This is a genomic window from Dysgonomonas sp. Marseille-P4677, from assembly GCF_016652235.1.
In the GTDB taxonomy this organism is placed as follows: domain Bacteria; phylum Bacteroidota; class Bacteroidia; order Bacteroidales; family Dysgonomonadaceae; genus Dysgonomonas.
Map to the genome: position 1 here is coordinate 1 of NZ_JAEPKU010000016.1, position 17,183 is coordinate 17,183.

The 17,183-nt window shown below is 36.6% G+C and carries 17 protein-coding genes and 2 tRNA genes; 14 read left to right on the forward strand and 5 right to left on the reverse strand.

The window, feature by feature from the left end; genetic code table 11:
- Positions 1–140: 140 nt before the first annotated feature.
- A complete protein-coding gene (locus JGH11_RS05195; RefSeq protein ID WP_201110511.1) occupies positions 141–863 on the forward strand; it encodes a pirin family protein in 723 nt (240 codons plus the stop codon).
- A gap of 61 nt (positions 864–924) precedes the next feature.
- Here JGH11_RS05195 and JGH11_RS05200 read toward each other — a convergent pair whose 3' ends face one another.
- The 3 genes from JGH11_RS05200 to JGH11_RS05210 form a co-directional block, all read right to left on the reverse strand.
- On the reverse strand, positions 925–1,749 hold the full coding sequence (locus JGH11_RS05200) for an MBL fold metallo-hydrolase (protein ID WP_201110512.1): 825 nt from the start codon (positions 1,747–1,749) through the stop codon (positions 925–927).
- A gap of 109 nt (positions 1,750–1,858) precedes the next feature.
- On the reverse strand, positions 1,859–2,998 hold the full coding sequence (locus tag JGH11_RS05205) for an aldose epimerase family protein (RefSeq protein ID WP_201110513.1): 1,140 nt from the start codon (positions 2,996–2,998) through the stop codon (positions 1,859–1,861).
- Positions 2,999–3,007: 9 nt separating this feature from the next.
- Complete coding sequence (locus JGH11_RS05210) at positions 3,008–4,003, reverse strand: glycoside hydrolase family 43 protein (protein WP_201110514.1); 996 nt, start codon at positions 4,001–4,003, stop codon at positions 3,008–3,010.
- A 198-nt stretch (positions 4,004–4,201) separates the two neighbouring features.
- Between JGH11_RS05210 and JGH11_RS05215 the strand changes: the two genes are divergently transcribed.
- The 4 genes from JGH11_RS05215 to JGH11_RS05230 all read left to right on the forward strand — a co-directional run bounded on the left by JGH11_RS05215 (position 4,202) and on the right by JGH11_RS05230 (position 6,761).
- Complete coding sequence (locus JGH11_RS05215; RefSeq protein WP_201110543.1) at positions 4,202–5,170, forward strand: polyprenyl synthetase family protein; 969 nt, start codon at positions 4,202–4,204, stop codon at positions 5,168–5,170.
- A 10-nt stretch (positions 5,171–5,180) separates the two neighbouring features.
- Positions 5,181–5,882 (forward strand): hypothetical protein, encoded by a 702-nt coding sequence (locus JGH11_RS05220; protein WP_201110515.1) that lies wholly within the window; start codon positions 5,181–5,183, stop codon positions 5,880–5,882.
- The gene (locus JGH11_RS05225; protein ID WP_201110516.1) at positions 5,869–6,645 is read left to right on the forward strand and encodes a TatD family hydrolase; all 777 of its coding nucleotides are present in this window, start codon (positions 5,869–5,871) and stop codon (positions 6,643–6,645) included. The genes JGH11_RS05220 and JGH11_RS05225 overlap by 14 nt, the downstream gene beginning before the upstream one ends.
- A 28-nt stretch (positions 6,646–6,673) precedes the next feature.
- Positions 6,674–6,761, forward strand: a tRNA-Ser gene (locus tag JGH11_RS05230).
- Positions 6,762–6,811: 50 nt separating this feature from the next.
- Here JGH11_RS05230 and JGH11_RS05235 read toward each other — a convergent pair.
- Positions 6,812–7,309 (reverse strand): DUF456 domain-containing protein, encoded by a 498-nt coding sequence (locus tag JGH11_RS05235; protein WP_201110517.1) that lies wholly within the window; start codon positions 7,307–7,309, stop codon positions 6,812–6,814.
- Between the two features lie 203 nt (positions 7,310–7,512).
- Here JGH11_RS05235 and JGH11_RS05240 point away from each other — a divergent pair, with 203 nt between their 5' ends.
- Positions 7,513–8,895, forward strand: coding sequence for a tyrosine phenol-lyase (locus JGH11_RS05240; RefSeq protein WP_201110518.1), 1,383 nt, complete (start codon positions 7,513–7,515; stop codon positions 8,893–8,895).
- Between the two features lie 78 nt (positions 8,896–8,973).
- Here the strand turns inward: JGH11_RS05240 and JGH11_RS05245 are convergent, their stop codons facing one another.
- A complete protein-coding gene (locus JGH11_RS05245) occupies positions 8,974–9,576 on the reverse strand; it encodes a nitroreductase family protein (protein WP_201110519.1) in 603 nt (200 codons plus the stop codon).
- A gap of 164 nt (positions 9,577–9,740) precedes the next feature.
- Between JGH11_RS05245 and JGH11_RS05250 the strand changes: the two genes are divergently transcribed.
- The 8 genes from JGH11_RS05250 to JGH11_RS05285 all read left to right on the forward strand — a co-directional run bounded on the left by JGH11_RS05250 (position 9,741) and on the right by JGH11_RS05285 (position 17,180).
- A complete protein-coding gene (locus JGH11_RS05250) occupies positions 9,741–10,400 on the forward strand; it encodes an HAD family phosphatase (RefSeq protein ID WP_201110520.1) in 660 nt (219 codons plus the stop codon).
- A gap of 16 nt (positions 10,401–10,416) precedes the next feature.
- Positions 10,417–11,313, forward strand: coding sequence for a class I SAM-dependent methyltransferase (locus JGH11_RS05255; protein ID WP_201110521.1), 897 nt, complete (start codon positions 10,417–10,419; stop codon positions 11,311–11,313).
- Positions 11,314–11,406: 93 nt separating this feature from the next.
- Complete coding sequence (locus JGH11_RS05260) at positions 11,407–13,923, forward strand: YfhO family protein (protein WP_201110522.1); 2,517 nt, start codon at positions 11,407–11,409, stop codon at positions 13,921–13,923.
- A gap of 1 nt (position 13,924) precedes the next feature.
- Entirely contained in the window at positions 13,925–14,830 is a 906-nt protein-coding gene (locus JGH11_RS05265; protein WP_201110523.1) for a glycosyltransferase family A protein, read from the forward strand.
- 154 nt (positions 14,831–14,984) lie between these two features.
- The gene (locus tag JGH11_RS05270) at positions 14,985–15,563 is read left to right on the forward strand and encodes a hypothetical protein (RefSeq protein WP_236263868.1); all 579 of its coding nucleotides are present in this window, start codon (positions 14,985–14,987) and stop codon (positions 15,561–15,563) included.
- Between the two features lie 7 nt (positions 15,564–15,570).
- On the forward strand, positions 15,571–16,494 hold the full coding sequence (gene queG / locus JGH11_RS05275; protein WP_201110525.1) for a tRNA epoxyqueuosine(34) reductase QueG: 924 nt from the start codon (positions 15,571–15,573) through the stop codon (positions 16,492–16,494).
- Positions 16,495–16,525: 31 nt separating this feature from the next.
- Positions 16,526–16,996: a hypothetical protein gene (locus JGH11_RS05280; protein WP_201110526.1), complete on the forward strand. Its 471-nt coding sequence runs from the start codon at positions 16,526–16,528 to the stop codon at positions 16,994–16,996.
- A gap of 111 nt (positions 16,997–17,107) precedes the next feature.
- Positions 17,108–17,180: transfer RNA gene (locus JGH11_RS05285), tRNA-Gly, on the forward strand.
- Positions 17,181–17,183 lie beyond the last annotated feature (3 nt).

The window sequence follows — 17,183 nt, forward strand, 5'->3', positions numbered from 1 at the left end:
TATTAATATATTTATATATATGTATCATTTTTATTATTTTGTAAATACATTTATAGGTCTTATCTTTGTAGTGTAAATCAGAACATTTTAATTAATCAGAATGTTTATAACAAAAGGATTTTAAAGAAAGGATCATTTTTATGAAAACAACATTGTATCGCGCTTCTTCAAGAGGACATGCTAATCATGGATGGTTGGATTCTTATCATACATTCAGTTTTGCGAACTATTACGATCCTAATCGTATCAATTTTGGAGCATTACGGGTGGTTAATGATGATATTGTAAAAGGGGGAGAAGGTTTCGGCACCCATCCTCACGATAATATGGAAATTATCTCCATACCCTTATATGGTGATTTGGAGCATAAAGATAGTATGGGGCATACCGAAGTTATACGTTCGGGTGAAGTGCAGGTAATGAGTGCCGGAACGGGGATTACACATAGTGAATATAACTCGAATAAAGATAAACCTGTAAACTTTTTTCAAATATGGGTTTTCCCTGATAAGAATAATGTAGAGCCTCGTTACGATCAAAGGGCTTTTGATTTTATACAAAATAAAAATCAATTGGTGCAGATTGTAGGTCCTGTAGATGATAAGGAAAATGAAGGCTTATGGATTCATCAAAGTGCATGGTTTAATATCGGAACCTTTGAAAAAGAAACTCAAGTAGACTACAAGTTAAAGAAACAAGGAAATGGTGTATTTGCAATGGTAGTGGAAGGAGAGTTTACTATCGACGGCAAGAAATTATACCGCCGTGACGCATTAGGGATATCAGATATAGAAAGTATAAAACTAACGGCTGATACGGATAATGCACGTATCCTGTTAATAGATGTGCCTATGGTATTTTAGCTATTTTAATATCTAAAGAGTGATATGTATAGAATAAAACCGGAGTCTGATGGCTTCGGTTTTATAGTTTTGTAATTAATGCTTTATAATTATCATTTACTTTTTTTACTTTGCTACTTTTTATAAAGGCATCGTGGTAGTAGATAAGTGTATAACCATCTCTTTCGGCTTCGGCTAAGAACCTTTCTTTTTCTATTACAGATGTTAGAGCACAGATATCATAGGCCGATATCCAGTTTAAGGATACATGAGATGATGTAGGGATAAGGTCTCCGGGAAGGACATGTATTCCCTCCTTTGTATTTATATATACAACTAATTGGCCCGAAGTATGTCCATCGAACAATTGCACGCTGAATCCATCATATAATGAAATATCTTTATCAATCAAAGAGAGTAATCCCGATTCCTTTATAGCGAGAATATTTTCTATGAATATAGAGTCGGACTCTAGCCGATTCGGATTTTGTGCATTTTCCCATTGTTTCTTGCTTATCCAGTATTTAGCATTGGGAAAAGATGGAACAATATTTTCGTTTTCGTTCCTGTATGTTGCATAACCGCAATGATCGAAGTGCAAATGAGTAAGAACAATATCGGTTATATCGTTAATCGAATAGCCCATGTTTTCAATTTCTCGGGCTATATTTTTTAATTCTTTAGGCTGATAATAAGATATCTGTTTAGTGTGCTGATCTCCTATTCCTGTGTCTATTAATATCTTGTGATTTTCGGATATGGCGAGTATGCATCGCATAGCTAACGGACAAAGATTTTCTTCGTTTGCCGGGTATTTTCGTTGCCATACGCGTTTGGGTATTGCACCAAACATAGCGCCTCCATCGGCCATTATGTACCCGCTTTCTATGATATTAATTTTAAACATTGCTTTCTATTATTTAGAACGGAGTGAAGAATCTCAAATTTACTTTATTGAGATCTTTCACTCCGTCCGGAATGACCAAGGAAAACTAAAATTCTCTTGGTTTAAAACCTTATTTCTTTACAGAAAATTTATAAATAGTTTCTCCTGTGTATTTTTCTCCGGGACGAAGAGTTGTTGTAGGCCAATCTTTCTTGTTAGGAGTGTCAGGATATTTTTGAGTTTCAAGGCAAATAGCAGTTCTGTGTTTGTATACAATACCTTTTTTACCTGTATCTGTACCTTGCATGAAGTTTCCTGCGTAGAACTGGATTCCCGGTTCAGTAGTGTATACGTCTAATACAATACCGGTTTTAGGAGACTCTACAGTTGCAGCTACTTTATTTATATCTCCTCCTGTATTCAATACCCAGTTGTGGTCGTATCCTTTTCCGTTTACTAGTTGGACAAAAGAAGCATCATCTATTCTTGAGCCTATAGCAGTTGGTGTGCGGAAGTCCATTGGGGTATTCTCTACAGTAAGTATTTCTCCTGTAGTCATAAATGTAGAATCAATTGGAGTATATTGATCAGCATGCAGCGTAAGCAGCCAGTCTGAGTTTGTTATATTAGGATCGCCGTCCATATTGAAATACGAGTGGTTAGTCAGATTCACTACAGTAGGTTTGTCTGTTTCAGCTTCGTATTTAATTTGGATGGCATTGTCATCACTAAGTATGTATGTAACTTTAACATTTAAATTTCCGGGAAATCCCTCTTCACCGTCTTTCGACAAGTAAGTTAGTTCAAGTACATTGCTGCTTGCTAGTTTTGCATCGAATACAACTGTGTGATAGCCTTTATCTCCACCATGTAGAGTATGCCCGAAATTATTTTTAGGCAGATCGTATTTTACTCCGTCTAATTCGAATGTACCATTGCCGATTCTATTACCATAACGGCCTATGACAGCTCCATAATTTGATGGAACATTGATGTAATCTTGGATTGAGTCGAATCCTAATACTACATCTTTTTTCTGACCGTCTTTATCGGGAACCATCACAGATACAATTCTTCCCCCTAAGTTAGTGATGCATACTTCCATGCCACTACTGTTGGTGAGCACATATAAATCTGTTTTTTTACCATTAATTTCGGTTTCGAACTTGGCTTTGTCCAATCCCGATTCCGTGAGCTTGCCAACGGGGGCTTCATTACACCCCGCAAGGAGTAGAGTTGCTGCCAGAGCAGCAAAAAATGTTTTTTTCATAAGGTTTATTTATTTAAGTGAGTTAATTTCTACGCCTTCGTTAGTCATGACTACTGGCTTTATTAGGCCGTTTTCGTCAAAGAACATTTCATCTATACAGGTTACACGATGATTTCCATCGGTTTCTGTCAACGGGCGACGGTGGTAAACAATATACCATTTGTCTGATTTATTTTCGTGTATTACTGAGTGATGACCAGCTCCTCTACCAATGTTCGGATCTTGTTGCAATATCTTGCCGATACGTTTGAATGGACCGAATGGACTATCAGCAATGGCATAAGCAACAGAATAATCTGGGCCGGTCCATCCACCTTCCGACCACATGAAGTAATATTTACCATCGCGAATAAACATAAATGGGCCTTCAACATAACTTTCGGGAGTAACCTCTCTGTACAGTGTTCCATCTTCGAAAGGTACTATTGATTTAAAGTCGTCGCTAAGTTTGGCCACATTGCAATGTCTCCATCCTCCGTAATATATATAATAGCTGCCATCTTTATCTTGGAATACAAACTGGTCGATAGGTTGGGCTCCATTGTAGAATTTGTCGATAAGTGGTTTTCCCAAATAATCTTTGAATGGCCCTTCTGGTTTATCCGCAACGGCAATACCTATACCTCCGTATTCGTTATCACTTTGAATATCATTTCCTCCAAAGAAAAGGAAATACTTGCTGTCTTTTTTTACTATGGCCGGAGCCCACATTGCTCGTTTAACCCATTTTACAGCAGATGTGTCGACAATGCGTTCATGCTTGGTCCAGTTAACCAGATCGGAAGACGAGTATGCATCCATAAAAACCTGCTCATCGTAAGGTGCTGAATAGGTTGGATAAATCCAGTATTTATCATCAAAAATGATTCCTTCTGGATCAGCATACCATCCTTCCCAGATGGGGTTTCCGGAAGTTGCTTTGGTTTTAGACTCGGTGGGCTTGTTTTGGGCACAAGACTGAAGAATTAAGATACTTGCTATAACAAGTAGGTAACAGTTTTTCATTTACTTAATTACTTTTTTGTTAATGACCTATAAAATTAGAAATAATTTTAAATTAAAATGTTCTATTTTAGAATATTTTGATTTTTATAGCTAATAGATTATCTTTGCTTGGATACGTAAAGCATCTGTTTTTGAAATAGATTAATTTATCGTATATGGATTATATAATTTAGTAACTATTATTCACGAATGAAACCATTGTACACTTTCGATGAAATATTAGATATTGTAAACTCTAATATAAATACAATAAAATACAAAAACGCACCACAATCACTTTTCGAACCCATAACTTATATACTCTCATTGGGAGGCAAAAGAGTACGTCCCGCTTTAGCGCTAATGTCTTATAACTTGTATAAAGACGATATAGAGAAGGTTATCCCCATTGCATTGGCTGTTGAAGTTTTTCACAATTTTACATTATTGCATGACGATCTGATGGATAGGGCTGATATGCGCAGAGGAAAACCGACTGTTCACATAAAATGGAATGATAATACAGCAGTGCTTTCAGGAGACGCCATGTTGATAGAGGCATATAAAGAGATTGCTAAAATAGAATCGGCGTACTTACCCGAAGTATTAGATTTATTTTCAGTTACAGCAACCGAAATATGCTGTGGACAACAATACGATATGGAATTTGAGCAACGGATTGATGTATCAATACCGGAATATTTGGAGATGATACGTCTTAAGACGGCTGTATTGTTGGCTTGTGCACTGAAGGAAGGTGCTATTGTGGCAGGAGCATCGAAGGCTGATGCCGAGAATCTTTATAACTTTGGAATAAATGTCGGGCTGGGTTTTCAATTGAAGGATGATTTACTCGATGTATATGGGGAAAGTAGTAGTTTTGGAAAGAAAATCGGAGGTGATATTCTGTGTAATAAAAAAACGTTTTTATTGATAAATGCTTTGTCTGATGAATCAGCAAGAGAAGAGTTAATGAACTGGATTAACAAAGTTGATTTTGAAGAGACAGAGAAAATAAAAGCAGTGACAGATATTTATAATAAGCTTGGCTTAAAGCAAAAATCGGAAGACCTTATTAATGATTACTATAAAGAAGCTTTGATATGTCTCGATAAAGTAAGTGTAGACAAGGCTAAAAAAGCAGAATTATATGAGCTTGCCGAGAGCTTAATGACAAGAATTTCCTAATCTAAAACATATGCCATATCGTCGTTTACCAAATACTGATAATGCACGGATAAAAGCGTTGAGGACAGCGATCGAAAGACATAATTCGCTATTCGGTCAGGGTGTAGTGCTGCTTGACATTCGCAAACTTGAGGTGTTACTGCTGAATTTTGAGAATGCTCAGATTCGTTACCGGGATAGTTTACAAATACAGGCTGCTGCAAATAAAAAATTTCAGAAATTGGTAAAGAATGCACGACTTTATATCTCTCATTTTATTCAAGTGCTTAATCTTTGTGTTATTCGCAATGAAATAAAAAAGGAACATAAGCAACTTTATAATCTGGAACCGGACAATTTTACTGTTCCCGATTTGACAAGTAACGATGCTATTCTCTATTGGGGAAATAGCTTAATTAAAGGAGAACAAGCCAGATTAGCACAAGGGGCGGCTCCGATTTATAATCCTGCTATTGCACGTGTAAATGTTGCTTTTTCTTTATTTAAGGATGCTTATTTTGCTCAAAAAACACATCAAAATACTACAATCCGAGAGCTGGATTTGTTAACAGAACAGAGAGCCGGTGTAGATGAAGTTTTGGCTACTCTTTGGAATCAGATCGAAGGAGCGTTTGCCTATTTACCCGCTAAGGAACGTCTGGAGCGTTGTAAAGAGTACGGTGTTGTATATTATTTAAGAAAAGGAGAAAAAGAAATAAGTGAAGATAATTGATACTCATACACATATTTATGCCGAAGAATTTGATAACGATTTGGATAATGTTATTTTAAGGGCAAAGCAAGCTGGAGTAGAAAAAATATTACTTCCAAATATAGACAGGGAATCATTAGACAGATTGCATAAGCTATCGGATCGGTATCCTGATTATTGCCTTCCAATGATGGGACTTCATCCTACAAGTGTCGGAGCTGATTGGAAAGAGCAATTGTCTTTTTTGAAAAAGCTTTTTGCTATTCGGCATTATGTTGCTGTGGGCGAAATAGGTATCGATTTATATTGGGATAAGACATATGAGCAAGAACAAAAGTTAGCTTTCGAGGAACAACTTCGTTGGAGTATCGAATATGATTTGCCTGTTTCGATACATTCTCGCGATGCTATATCAGAATGTATAGAAGGCATTAAGAATGTTGGGCCTGAGAAGTTAAGAGGGGCGTTTCACAGTTTTGGAGGGACAGAACAGGAGCTGGTAGATATACTGTCTTTGGGAAACTTCCTTATAGGTATAAATGGTGTTGTTACATTTAAGAATTCGACTCTATCTACTGTTTTGAAAGCAACAGATTTATCTAAGATAATAATAGAGACGGATGCTCCATATTTGGCTCCTGTTCCGTATCGTGGTAAACGAAACGAAACATCCTATACTGTTAATATAGCTCAAAAGCTAGCTGATATATTTACAGTAGAAATCGATGAAGTAGGAGAAATAACAACAGAAAATGCTGTAAAGCTATTCGGCTTAGAAAAATAATTCTATCTTTGCACTCGCAACCTAAAAAGGAGAGGTGCTCGAGTGGTTGAAGAGGCACGCCTGGAAAGCGTGTATACCCCTAAAGGGTATCGAGAGTTCGAATCTCTTCCTCTCCGCGAAAAGATAATCGTTAGTGATTATCTTTTTTTTGTAGAGCTAAGGTCTGTTAATTTATTAAAATATAGATTATCTCCTTAAAAAAATAGAACGCTAATACTATAGCCACAACCAACTTCATGATGGTGCCAGCTACAAAACCGAGAAAAGCCCCGAGTCCAGCTTTTAGGGCTATCTTAAACTCCTTTTCATCCATAAGTTCTCCGATTACAGCACCAACAAAAGGAAATATTATTATTCCCCAAGGAGGAATAATAAACATACCAACTACAATGCCTATAGCACTGCCCCAAGCTCCTTTTTTACCACCACCAAGCTTTTGGGTACCCCATATTGGAATATAGTAATCAAGTATTTGTACAGCGATTACAATAAGACCCCATAGAACTAGAAATGTTGTGGAAAATTCAACTCTGGTTGTAAGATGCAAAAGAACAATCCCTATATAACTAAGAGGTACTCCTGGTAAAACAGGTAAGACACATCCTAAAATGCCTATAATAATAAACGCAGCTCCTAATATTATAAGGATAATATCTAAAGTCATATTATTAAATTTTAGTTGTAAAGATAGAATTAATATTGTAAAAAAAGAACTGTAAATATGTCAGCGAAAAGTCTTAAATAAAGGCTATATTGTCGAATAATAGTTTTAAATTTGTAGAAAGACCTGCTTCGATAGGTCAAATAGATAGATCTGATTAGAAAATATATTCTTTAGATATTTGTTTAACCCTAAAATTCTACAGTATGGCATTTTCAAAGAAACCATGGGCAGAACCCTATCGTATTAAAGTTGTAGAGCCACTGAAAACAACAACCCGGGAACATCGTTTAGAAGTAATGAAAGAGGCTGGATGGAACACCTTTCTGCTACATGCCGATGATGTATATATCGATTTGCTTACCGATAGCGGAACTAATGCAATGAGTGATATGCAATGGTCGAAAATGATGATTGGAGATGAATCTTATGCAGGGAGTCGTAGCTATTATTATTTGGAAGAAATTTGTAGAAAATATTATGGATATAAATACATTCTGCCTACTCATCAGGGACGTGGTGCAGAAAATTTATTAAGCAAATGTACTATTACTCCCGGACAGTATGTTGCCGGTAATATGTATTTCACAACAACACGACAGCATCAGGAGATTGCAGGAGGTACATTTGTAGATGTGATTATAGATGAGGCTCACAAAAGCCAATCAGACCATCCTTTCAAAGGAAATGTAGATATTGATAAATTCGAAAGGCTCATAAAAGAAAAGGGAGGGCAAAATATAGCGTATATCACTATCGGTGCTCCGGTTAATATGGCAGGAGGACAGCCGGTGAGTATGGCTAATATGAAAGCTGTTTCGGATCTGGCGCATAAACATGGTATAAAAGTAGTACTCGATGCGACACGTAATATCGAAAATGCTTATTTTATCCAACAACGGGAGGAAGGCTATAGGAATAGAAGTGTAGAAGATATAAATCGTGAATTTTGTTCATACAGCGATGCTGCTACTGTAAGTGCTAAGAAAGATTTATATGTGAATATAGGCGGACTTGTAATGTGTAATGATCCTGATTTATTTGATGAATTACGCAGCCTGATTGTCGTGTATGAGGGGATGCCTACATATGGCGGACTTGCAGGGCGTGATATGGAAGCTATGGCACAAGGCTTGATCGAAGCCGTTCAGGACGAAAATATTGCTTCACGTATAAGGCAGGTTGAATATTTTGGTAATCTCTTGAAGGAGGCTGGTATTCCTATTGTTCTCCCTATCGGAGGACATGGAGTGTTTATTGATGCCAAGAAGTTTTATTCACATATACCACAAGCACAATTTCCTGCTCAAAAATTAGCAGCTGATATTTTTGTAGAATGTGGAGTGAGGGGAATGGAACGCGGGATCGTTTCGGCCGGAAGAAATAAAGAGACAGGAGATCATTATTATCCCGAATTAGAGTTGGTACGTCTAACTATACCGCGTCGTGTATATACTCAGGCCCATTTCGATGTTGCAGCATGGAGTATTATCGAAATGTATAAGAATAGGGATAAGGCTAGAGGTTTGAAAATGGTTTACGAACCGAAGTATCTTCGCTTTTTCCAGGCAAGGTTCGAAGAAATATAAAAGAAAAATATTCTAAATCAAACCCTAAAAGTCAGATATGGCTTTTAGGGTTTTGATTATAGTAAAGTAGTATTCTAATCATTTGAATACTAAAACTCGTTTATCCAAAGGTTGGAACTCTTTTGCTCCCGGTTGGCTATTCGGTGTTCCGAATGGCATTTGGGCTATAAGCTTCCATTTCGGGTTAAGATTAAATGCCTTAGCAACCTCTTCATCTATTATAGGATTGTAATGTTGCAGAGACGCTCCTAATCCAGCATCCTCAAGCATAGTCCATATTGTGAGTTGATGCATGGCAGATGTATGTTGAGACCATACAGGGAAATTATCTTTGTATGACGGAAAAGCATTCTGCAATCCTTCTACTACACTTTGGTCTTCAAAGAATAATATTGTGCCGTATCCGGCAGCAAATGCGTTATCTATTTTCGACTCAGTTGCAGGGAAAGCATCTGCCGGAACAATTTTTCTTAACACATCTTTTACTATGTTCCATAGTTTTTTATGATTGTCGTTGAGTAGCAATACTATTCTTGAGGATTGCGAATTGAATGAAGACGGTACATTTAAGACCGCAAAATCTATAATTTCTTTTATAGCTTCGTCAGATATAGGACTTTTGTCGTTAATGCTGTAATATGTTCTGCGATTTTTAATCGCGTCTTTAAAATCTCTTTTCATAACCTGATTTTTAAGTGTTAGTAATCCAGATTGTTTGATAATCTAACAACAAAGGAAAGCCAAAAGTTTGGATAAAAAGTATAAAAAAAATAATAGTTAGCTCTTCAAATATCTATATATCTAAGTATTTCGTACATTTGTGGCTAATTCTAAAGAAAAAGTTTATGTCGTTTTCGGGAGTCATTTTTGATTTTAATGGTACTTTGTTTTGGGATACTAAGCTACATAACAAAGCATGGGATATATTCCTTACAAGGTATAATTTATCTCTTTCTGATGAAGAGAAATTTCAGAAAATGCACGGGAAAAATAACCACGACTTATTTATCTCTCTCTTTAATAAGTCTCTATCCGATAAGGAGGTCGCAAATTTTATACTCGAAAAAGAAGGGTTGTATCAACAGTTGTGTTTGCAAACAGAAATGAACCTGGCTCCGGGTGTAACTGATTTCCTTGATTTTCTAAAGAATGAGAATATTCCTTTTACTATAGCTACTGCTTCCGGAAAGGAAAATGTCGATTTTTATTTTGAGCATCTTCCACTAACCCAGTGGTTCGAGTATGATAAGGTGATTTATAATAATGGGAAAATAAAAGGCAAACCCGATCCGCAGATTTATCAGTTGGCCTTAGCTGTTATAGGAAAACAACCTAAGGATGTGATTGTATTTGAAGATGCTATCGCAGGACTGCAATCGGCAAAGAATGCCGAGGTAGGGAAAATAATAGCTGTCAACTCTAACGATGATGATTATACAGGATGGGAAGACTGCCAGATAATTAAGAACTTTAATGAGGTAGACCGAACTCAATTTGTTAAGTGATATGACGGATAAACCAATGAATACAATAAACACTAAGGTTTGCCCTGTCTGTGGGAGCAGTGAACTTATTCCATTTCTTTCGTGTGAAGATTTTTTGACAACAAAAGAGGTCTTTAATATATGTAAGTGTAAGTCTTGCAATTTCGCTCTTACTCAGGATTTCCCTGCCGAGGATGAAATTGGGCCTTATTATGATGCTCCTGCATATATATCACATTCAGATAGCCATAAGGGTATAATCAATAGTCTCTATCATTTGGCTCGGAAGATAGCACTTAGATCGAAATCAAAGATAGTAACTTGCCATGCTTCGAAAAAAACAGGTATGTTATTAGATATAGGTTCGGGGACAGGTTATTTTCTGAATAAGATGAAAAGTAAGAAATGGATCGTTACAGGTATTGAAAAATCAGATGCTGCCCGCAAATATGCCAAGCAGAAATTTGGTATGGATTGTCAAAATTCGGAATATCTATACGACATTCCGGCTAAGACTAAGGATATAGTGACTATGTGGCATGTGCTCGAACATTTGGAACATCTGAATAAAGTAATGGAGCATCTTCATACTATTTTAAAGGATGATGGTGTTGCTATTATTGCGCTGCCTAATAAAGACTCGTTCGATGCCGGATATTATAAAGAATATTGGGCCGCATACGATGTTCCACGCCATTTGTGGCATTTTTCGCCTGCCGATTTTAAATATTTAGCCGATAGGCATCATTTCGAATTACAAGAAATAAGACCCATGAATTTCGATTCTTTTTATATATCCTTATTGAGTGAACAAAATAAAGGTACCTTTATGGCCAGCCTGGTTGGACTGGTCAAAGGTGGAATCTTTTTTCTTCGTTCTCTGGCGAATAAAAAACGCTGTAGCTCGTTAATATATATATTGAAGAAAAAATAGAAATGGACTAATGATACATTAAAGTCTAATATACAATATCTGTCATATATACCAGAATAATAAATAGGTCTTTGGCCTTAAAAATGAAATAAGATGATAAACAAAGAGCAATCCTTACTCAAAACAATGTTGCCTCATATTGTTGCTATAATAGTATTTTTAGCTATTACGATGATATACTTTAGTCCTGTCATGGATGGTAAAGTTTTGTCACAACATGATGTAACCCAGTTTCAAGGGGCATTTCAAGAATTAAACGAATATTATGAGAAAGAAGGGCAATCTTCGGCTTGGACTGGTTCTATGTTTTCGGGTATGCCTGCATATCAAATAGGAATAAAGGGAGGAAGCCCTAATTTTCTCGATTATATTCAGATGCCTTTCAAGGCATTAGGCTCTAATACGGCAGGCCCTGTATTTGTAGGCATGTTGATGGCTTATCTTTTGTTTTGTATTATGGGTTTCAAGCCCTCTATATCTATAATAGGGGCTATTGCTTACTCTCTTTCATCATATAATATAATAATATTAGAGGCCGGACATGTTACTAAAGCATGGGCTTTAGCATATATGCCGTTGATTGTGGCCGGAATAATGGCTCTGTTTAGGAAAAAGATATTGCTCGGAGGTCTCCTGGTTGCGTTGGGACTAGCCTTGCAAATAAAGAATAATCACTTGCAGATGACATACTATACAGGTATATTCTGCTTTATATTGTTTGTTGCTTTTGCTGTTCAAATGATATCGGAGAAAGATATCAAAACTTTAGTGAAAGCCTGTGGTGTGATGATTATCGCCCTTGTAATGGCAGCAGCATGTAACATGGGGAATATATATTCCAATCTGAAAATGGCAGAAGAAAGTACACGAGGAAAATCGGAACTTACTACACCCACTTCAACCGAAAAACAATCTTCGGGCTTGGATAAAGACTATGCCTTTGCTTGGAGTTATGGCAAAGCCGAAACTTTATCTTTGATGATACCTAATATATATGGTGGTTCATCGGGCGGCATGCTTGACCATTCATCCAATTTATATAACGAGATGGTGAAGAATGGAGCACAGGTCGATGCCAAAGGAGTACGGGCAAATACGTATTGGGGTGAACAGCCATTTACTTCCGGTCCTGTCTATTTCGGGGCAATTATTTGCTTCTTGTTTATCTTGGGTATGATTGTTATACGCAGTAAGGTAAAGTGGGCTTTGTTTACCGGTACTATATTATTTATATTCTTGTCATGGGGAAAAAATATGGAATGGTTTAATGACTTGTTCTTCTATCATTTCCCGTTATATAATAAATTTCGTGCTGTATCGACAGCTTTAGTTATACCCGCACTTTCGGTGGTGATGATTGCTGTATGGGGTATAAAAGAATTTTTGTCAGGTGATATTGAGATTCAAAAATTGAAAAAAGCGCTTTATATTTCCTTCGGGGTAGTAGGAGGGCTATGTTTCTTCTTCTGGATCGCACCCGGATTCTTCTTTAATTTTACTTCCGGAACAGACGAGACTTGGCGTAGTCAGGTGCCTGATTGGTATTACAATGCTCTGTTGGCCGATCGAAAAGATCTTTTATCTGCCGATGCTTTTAGGTCTTTGATATTTGTTGTTTTGGCAGGTGCTGTATTATACTTTTCTTTCCGTACTAAGATAGAGAAGCAAAAATTGATGATGTATTCGGCTGCTATTATTTCAGTTTTATTACTCATTGATTTGTGGGGAGTGGATAAACGCTATCTGAACGCAACTAACTTTGTGAATAAAACGACTTATACAACACAAACATTCTCTCAAACTCCTGTCGATAAAATCATATTGCAAGACACTCATCCTTCTTATCGGGTTCTCAATTTGAACAATCCGTTTAATGAAACGAATACTTCTTATTATCATAAGTCGATAGGAGGATATCATGCTGCTAAGCTCAAACGTTATCAGGAGCTTATCGACCATCAGTTAGAAGGAGATATAAGACATGTTGCGGCCTCTTTCGCATCGCAGAATATAGATACCATTACAGCTTCATTTGCAGCGACTACAGGATTGAACTTATTGAATACAAAATATATAATTTATAATCCAGAGCAACCTCCATTGATAAATCCTTATGCAATGGGTGCTGCATGGTTTGTCTCTGAATATAAATTGGTAAATAATGCAGATGAGGAGATTGCTGCTTTAAAGACATTGGATACTCACCAAACAGCATTAGTGGACAAACGTTTTGAAGCCGAATTGTCTGGATTGAATATTGTCGCCGATTCTATGGCTACAATAGAAATGACTATATATAAACCTAATATATTAACATATAAATCGAAGGCTGTCGGTGAGCAGCTTGCTATATTCTCAGAAATGTATTTTGCTGATGGATGGCAGGCTTATTTGGATGGAAAGGAAGTGCCGCATTTTCGTGCCGACTGGACATTGAGAGCTATGCGTATACCTGCCGGTGAGCATGAAATAGTATTTAAGTTCGAACCAAAAGATTATTATTTAAGTACCACAGTAGCTACAGCATCTTCAGGATTGCTAGTGCTATTGTTGTTCGGAATGATTGGTTTGGGTATATTTAGGCGTAAGAAGGAAGATAAAATAAATTAAAATGAGATTTTCCGTTATATTCTGTACATATAATAGAGCGAAATATATCTACAATGCCATGAAGAGTATTGCAGAGCAGGATTTCCCCTATCAGGACTATGAGATAGTATTGATAAATAATAATAGTACAGATGCGACGGAAAGTATTTGCAGTCAGTTTCAGAAAGATTATCCTCATATACAGTTTCGCTACTTTGTAGAGACCAACCAAGGCTTGTCTTATGCTCGTAACAGAGGTGTGGCAGAGAGTAGGGGAGAGATACTTGTTTTTGTAGATGACGATGCTACTGCTTTCGATCATTATCTTTCTTCAATAGATATATTATTTAAAGAAAATCCTTCGGTGGGAGCTTGTGGAGGTCCTATCGAACCGGTTTATGAAGTTGTAAAACCGAAGTGGCTATCTCATTATACAGAGCAACTTATCGGTGGTGCTTTGTATGAAGGGGATAAGGTGAAGCCATTTAAGAATGGGAAATATCCTGGAGGTGGAAATTCCGCTTTTAGAAGAGAAATATTTGAAAAATACGGTCTCTTTAATGTAGATCTTGGCCGCAAAGGCACAGGATTGATCGGTGCAGAAGAAAAAGATTTATACGATAGGCTTACGCGAGGGAAGGAGCAGTTTTACTATTTACCGCAAATGGGTATTTATCATTATATACCTGAGAAAAAGCTGACTGAATCACATTTTAGAGAACTGACCTATTCTATTGGAAAGAGTGAACGTATACGTACAAAAGCTGTATCCCGGAAAGCTTTTCGAAATCGTATTTTTTCTGAATTGAAGAAATGGATTGGTTCGTTTGTTTTATTCTTTGGCTACATATTTGCTTTTTCTCCATCTAAGGGCTGGAAATTACTCCAGTTTAGATGGTACGTAAGTAAAGGTTTGTTTGGTAAATAATATAAAATGTCTCGATATTTTTATCTATATGGAAATAGAAAAGACGAATAACAATTAATAGGTTACAGTTTATTATTACTTCTTTTTCTGTAACTTTTGTCACTTTTTAGTTAAAATCATTAATGGAAACTACATAAAAGATATGGGTAAAAATATGAAAGGGATAATTGTAAGAACAGTTCTAATTATTGTTGTCATTTTAGTTGCGGCTTTTTTATTGAAAGGTGCTATATATCGAATGGCTGTGAAATATGAAGATGGCGGAGGGCGTAAATCATATGAATTGAAAGACGATAAGCTGGCGGCGCATATCAATCAGAGCTTGCCCAATGATGAGTCGTTGGATACAAATATCGATATCGAGGCAATAATAGATTTTTCATTGAATATAACAGCTGATGCGTTAGATTTTTCTACCGAATATACAGACAATGAACCCTTGAAGGCTTTTGAGAATGGAGGGGCTAATTGTGTTGGTTATGCTGCATTTACAGCAGCAACAGGTAGTTATCTTATAAAAAGATTTGGATTAGATAAAGAATGGGAGGCAAAACCGAAAAAAGGTAAGTTGTACCTATTCGGAAACAATATGCATAAGAATGTAAAGGATGGATGGTTTAAAGACCATGATTTTGTTGTATTTAGAAATAAAAGTACCAAAGAAGAAATATATGTTGATCCTACTGCATTCGACTATTTTGGAGTAAAGAGGGTCGATAAACGTCAAAAATAAATAAAGATTGGTTACTTCCATACAGATAAAAGAATACGCTTATAGCCTTGGGTTCGATGCTTGTGGTGTTTGTGAGGCGGAGGAAGTTGATTTGGAGAATCAGCGAGGGTATAAAGACTGGATTAGTAGTTCATTTCATGCCAATATGGAATATATGAACCGTAATGCAGAGAAACGACTCAACCCTACCGTCTTAGTTGAAGGGGCGCGTTCTATTATTTGTGTAGCTTTAAACTATTATCCGGAAGTAAAACAGCCTGAAGATCATCCGCAGTTTGCTTATTATGCTTATGGTAAAGATTATCATGATGTTGTAAAAGCAAAATTGCAGATGTTGTATGATTATATCAAATCGTTGAATCCCGAGTTGGAGGGTCGTTGTTTTGTGGATACTGCACCTGTTCTGGAACGCTATTGGGCTGCGAAAGCAGGTATAGGGTTTATCGGAAAAAATTCATTACTGATTATCCCGAAGAAAGGTTCTTATTTCTTTCTTGGAGAACTAATACTTAATTTGGAATTGGATTATGATATTCCTCTTTCAAATTCATGTGGAAATTGTACTCGTTGTATTGACGCTTGTCCGACCAGTGCAATAGTAACACCTAAGGTGATAAATGCAAAGAAGTGTATCTCTTATCAGACAATAGAAAACAAGGGTGAAATAGATGAAGATATTATACCCAATCTGAATAATAGATTTTATGGTTGTGATATTTGTCAACAGGTTTGTCCTTATAACAGATATGCACGTTCACTTAGTGCAGAAGAGTTTAAGCCATCTGATGCATTCCTGGGATTATCTTTCGATCGGTTAAATAGTCTTAGTGTAGAAGAGTATCAAAGTATATTTAAAGGATCAGCTGTGAAAAGAGCTAAATATACGGGGCTTAAAAGGAATCTGGAGGCTTTAAGGGCGAATAGGAAATAATATTTTATATGTAAGCAACGTTGTATATAATATGAAAAGCTTAAAATATATATTTATAGTGGGTATACTCGTATTTGGAACTTTATCTTGTAGTAAAGATGAAGAGAGAAATATAATTCCGGGCTACCCTAATTTTAAAATAGATTTGAATAATCTTGATGCTGATTTACGGGGGGCTGGAAGTATTAAGGTATTTACTAAACCTAGATTAGTGAATGAGTCGGTTGGTTATTCAGGGTTACTTGTTGTTAGTAATATCATTCAGGAAAATGGAGTTGTGAGTCTTTCTGCATTTGATCTGTGTTGTCCAAATGAGAAAATGAGAGATATTGTAGTTGTGCCATCTAGTTCTGATGGTACAGCGACGTGTACTAAATGTAAAAGTATTTTTGATTTATATTCCGGCTTGGGAAATGTAAAATCGGGTCCGTCAAAGACAGGATTACAGCGATATACAGTCCAATCGGAAGGAAATGGGACAGTTTTTTATATTATACGATAATTTTACTCGGTTAAACCCTTGCATAAAGCAAAAACATTTTTTACATTTGCACTCGCTAAACGAGAAAGAGACTGAGGAGTCGGTCTGGAAAGATTCTCAAAGCATCAATTTGCGAAAGTAGCTCAGTTGGTAGAGCACGACCTTGCCAAGGTCGGGGTCGCGGGTTCGAATCCCGTCTTTCGCTCTA

Bases quoted from the DNA above. Each gene is read 5' to 3' on its own strand.
- JGH11_RS05280 (WP_201110526.1), top strand. From the start codon at position 16,526: ATGAAAAGCTTAAAATATATATTTATAGTGGGTATACTCGTATTTGGA.
- JGH11_RS05205 (WP_201110513.1), bottom strand. From the start codon at position 2,998: ATGAAAAAAACATTTTTTGCTGCTCTGGCAGCAACTCTACTCCTTGCG.
- JGH11_RS05245 (WP_201110519.1), bottom strand. From the start codon at position 9,576: ATGAAAAGAGATTTTAAAGACGCGATTAAAAATCGCAGAACATATTAC.
- JGH11_RS05220 (WP_201110515.1), top strand. From the start codon at position 5,181: ATGCCATATCGTCGTTTACCAAATACTGATAATGCACGGATAAAAGCG.
- JGH11_RS05240 (WP_201110518.1), top strand. From the start codon at position 7,513: ATGGCATTTTCAAAGAAACCATGGGCAGAACCCTATCGTATTAAAGTT.
- JGH11_RS05260 (WP_201110522.1), top strand. From the start codon at position 11,407: ATGATAAACAAAGAGCAATCCTTACTCAAAACAATGTTGCCTCATATT.
- JGH11_RS05195 (WP_201110511.1), top strand. From the start codon at position 141: ATGAAAACAACATTGTATCGCGCTTCTTCAAGAGGACATGCTAATCAT.
- JGH11_RS05235 (WP_201110517.1), bottom strand. From the start codon at position 7,309: ATGACTTTAGATATTATCCTTATAATATTAGGAGCTGCGTTTATTATT.
- JGH11_RS05270 (WP_236263868.1), top strand. From the start codon at position 14,985: ATGAAAGGGATAATTGTAAGAACAGTTCTAATTATTGTTGTCATTTTA.
- JGH11_RS05250 (WP_201110520.1), top strand. From the start codon at position 9,741: ATGTCGTTTTCGGGAGTCATTTTTGATTTTAATGGTACTTTGTTTTGG.
- JGH11_RS05210 (WP_201110514.1), bottom strand. From the start codon at position 4,003: ATGAAAAACTGTTACCTACTTGTTATAGCAAGTATCTTAATTCTTCAG.
- JGH11_RS05200 (WP_201110512.1), bottom strand. From the start codon at position 1,749: ATGTTTAAAATTAATATCATAGAAAGCGGGTACATAATGGCCGATGGA.
- JGH11_RS05255 (WP_201110521.1), top strand. From the start codon at position 10,417: ATGAATACAATAAACACTAAGGTTTGCCCTGTCTGTGGGAGCAGTGAA.
- JGH11_RS05265 (WP_201110523.1), top strand. From the start codon at position 13,925: ATGAGATTTTCCGTTATATTCTGTACATATAATAGAGCGAAATATATC.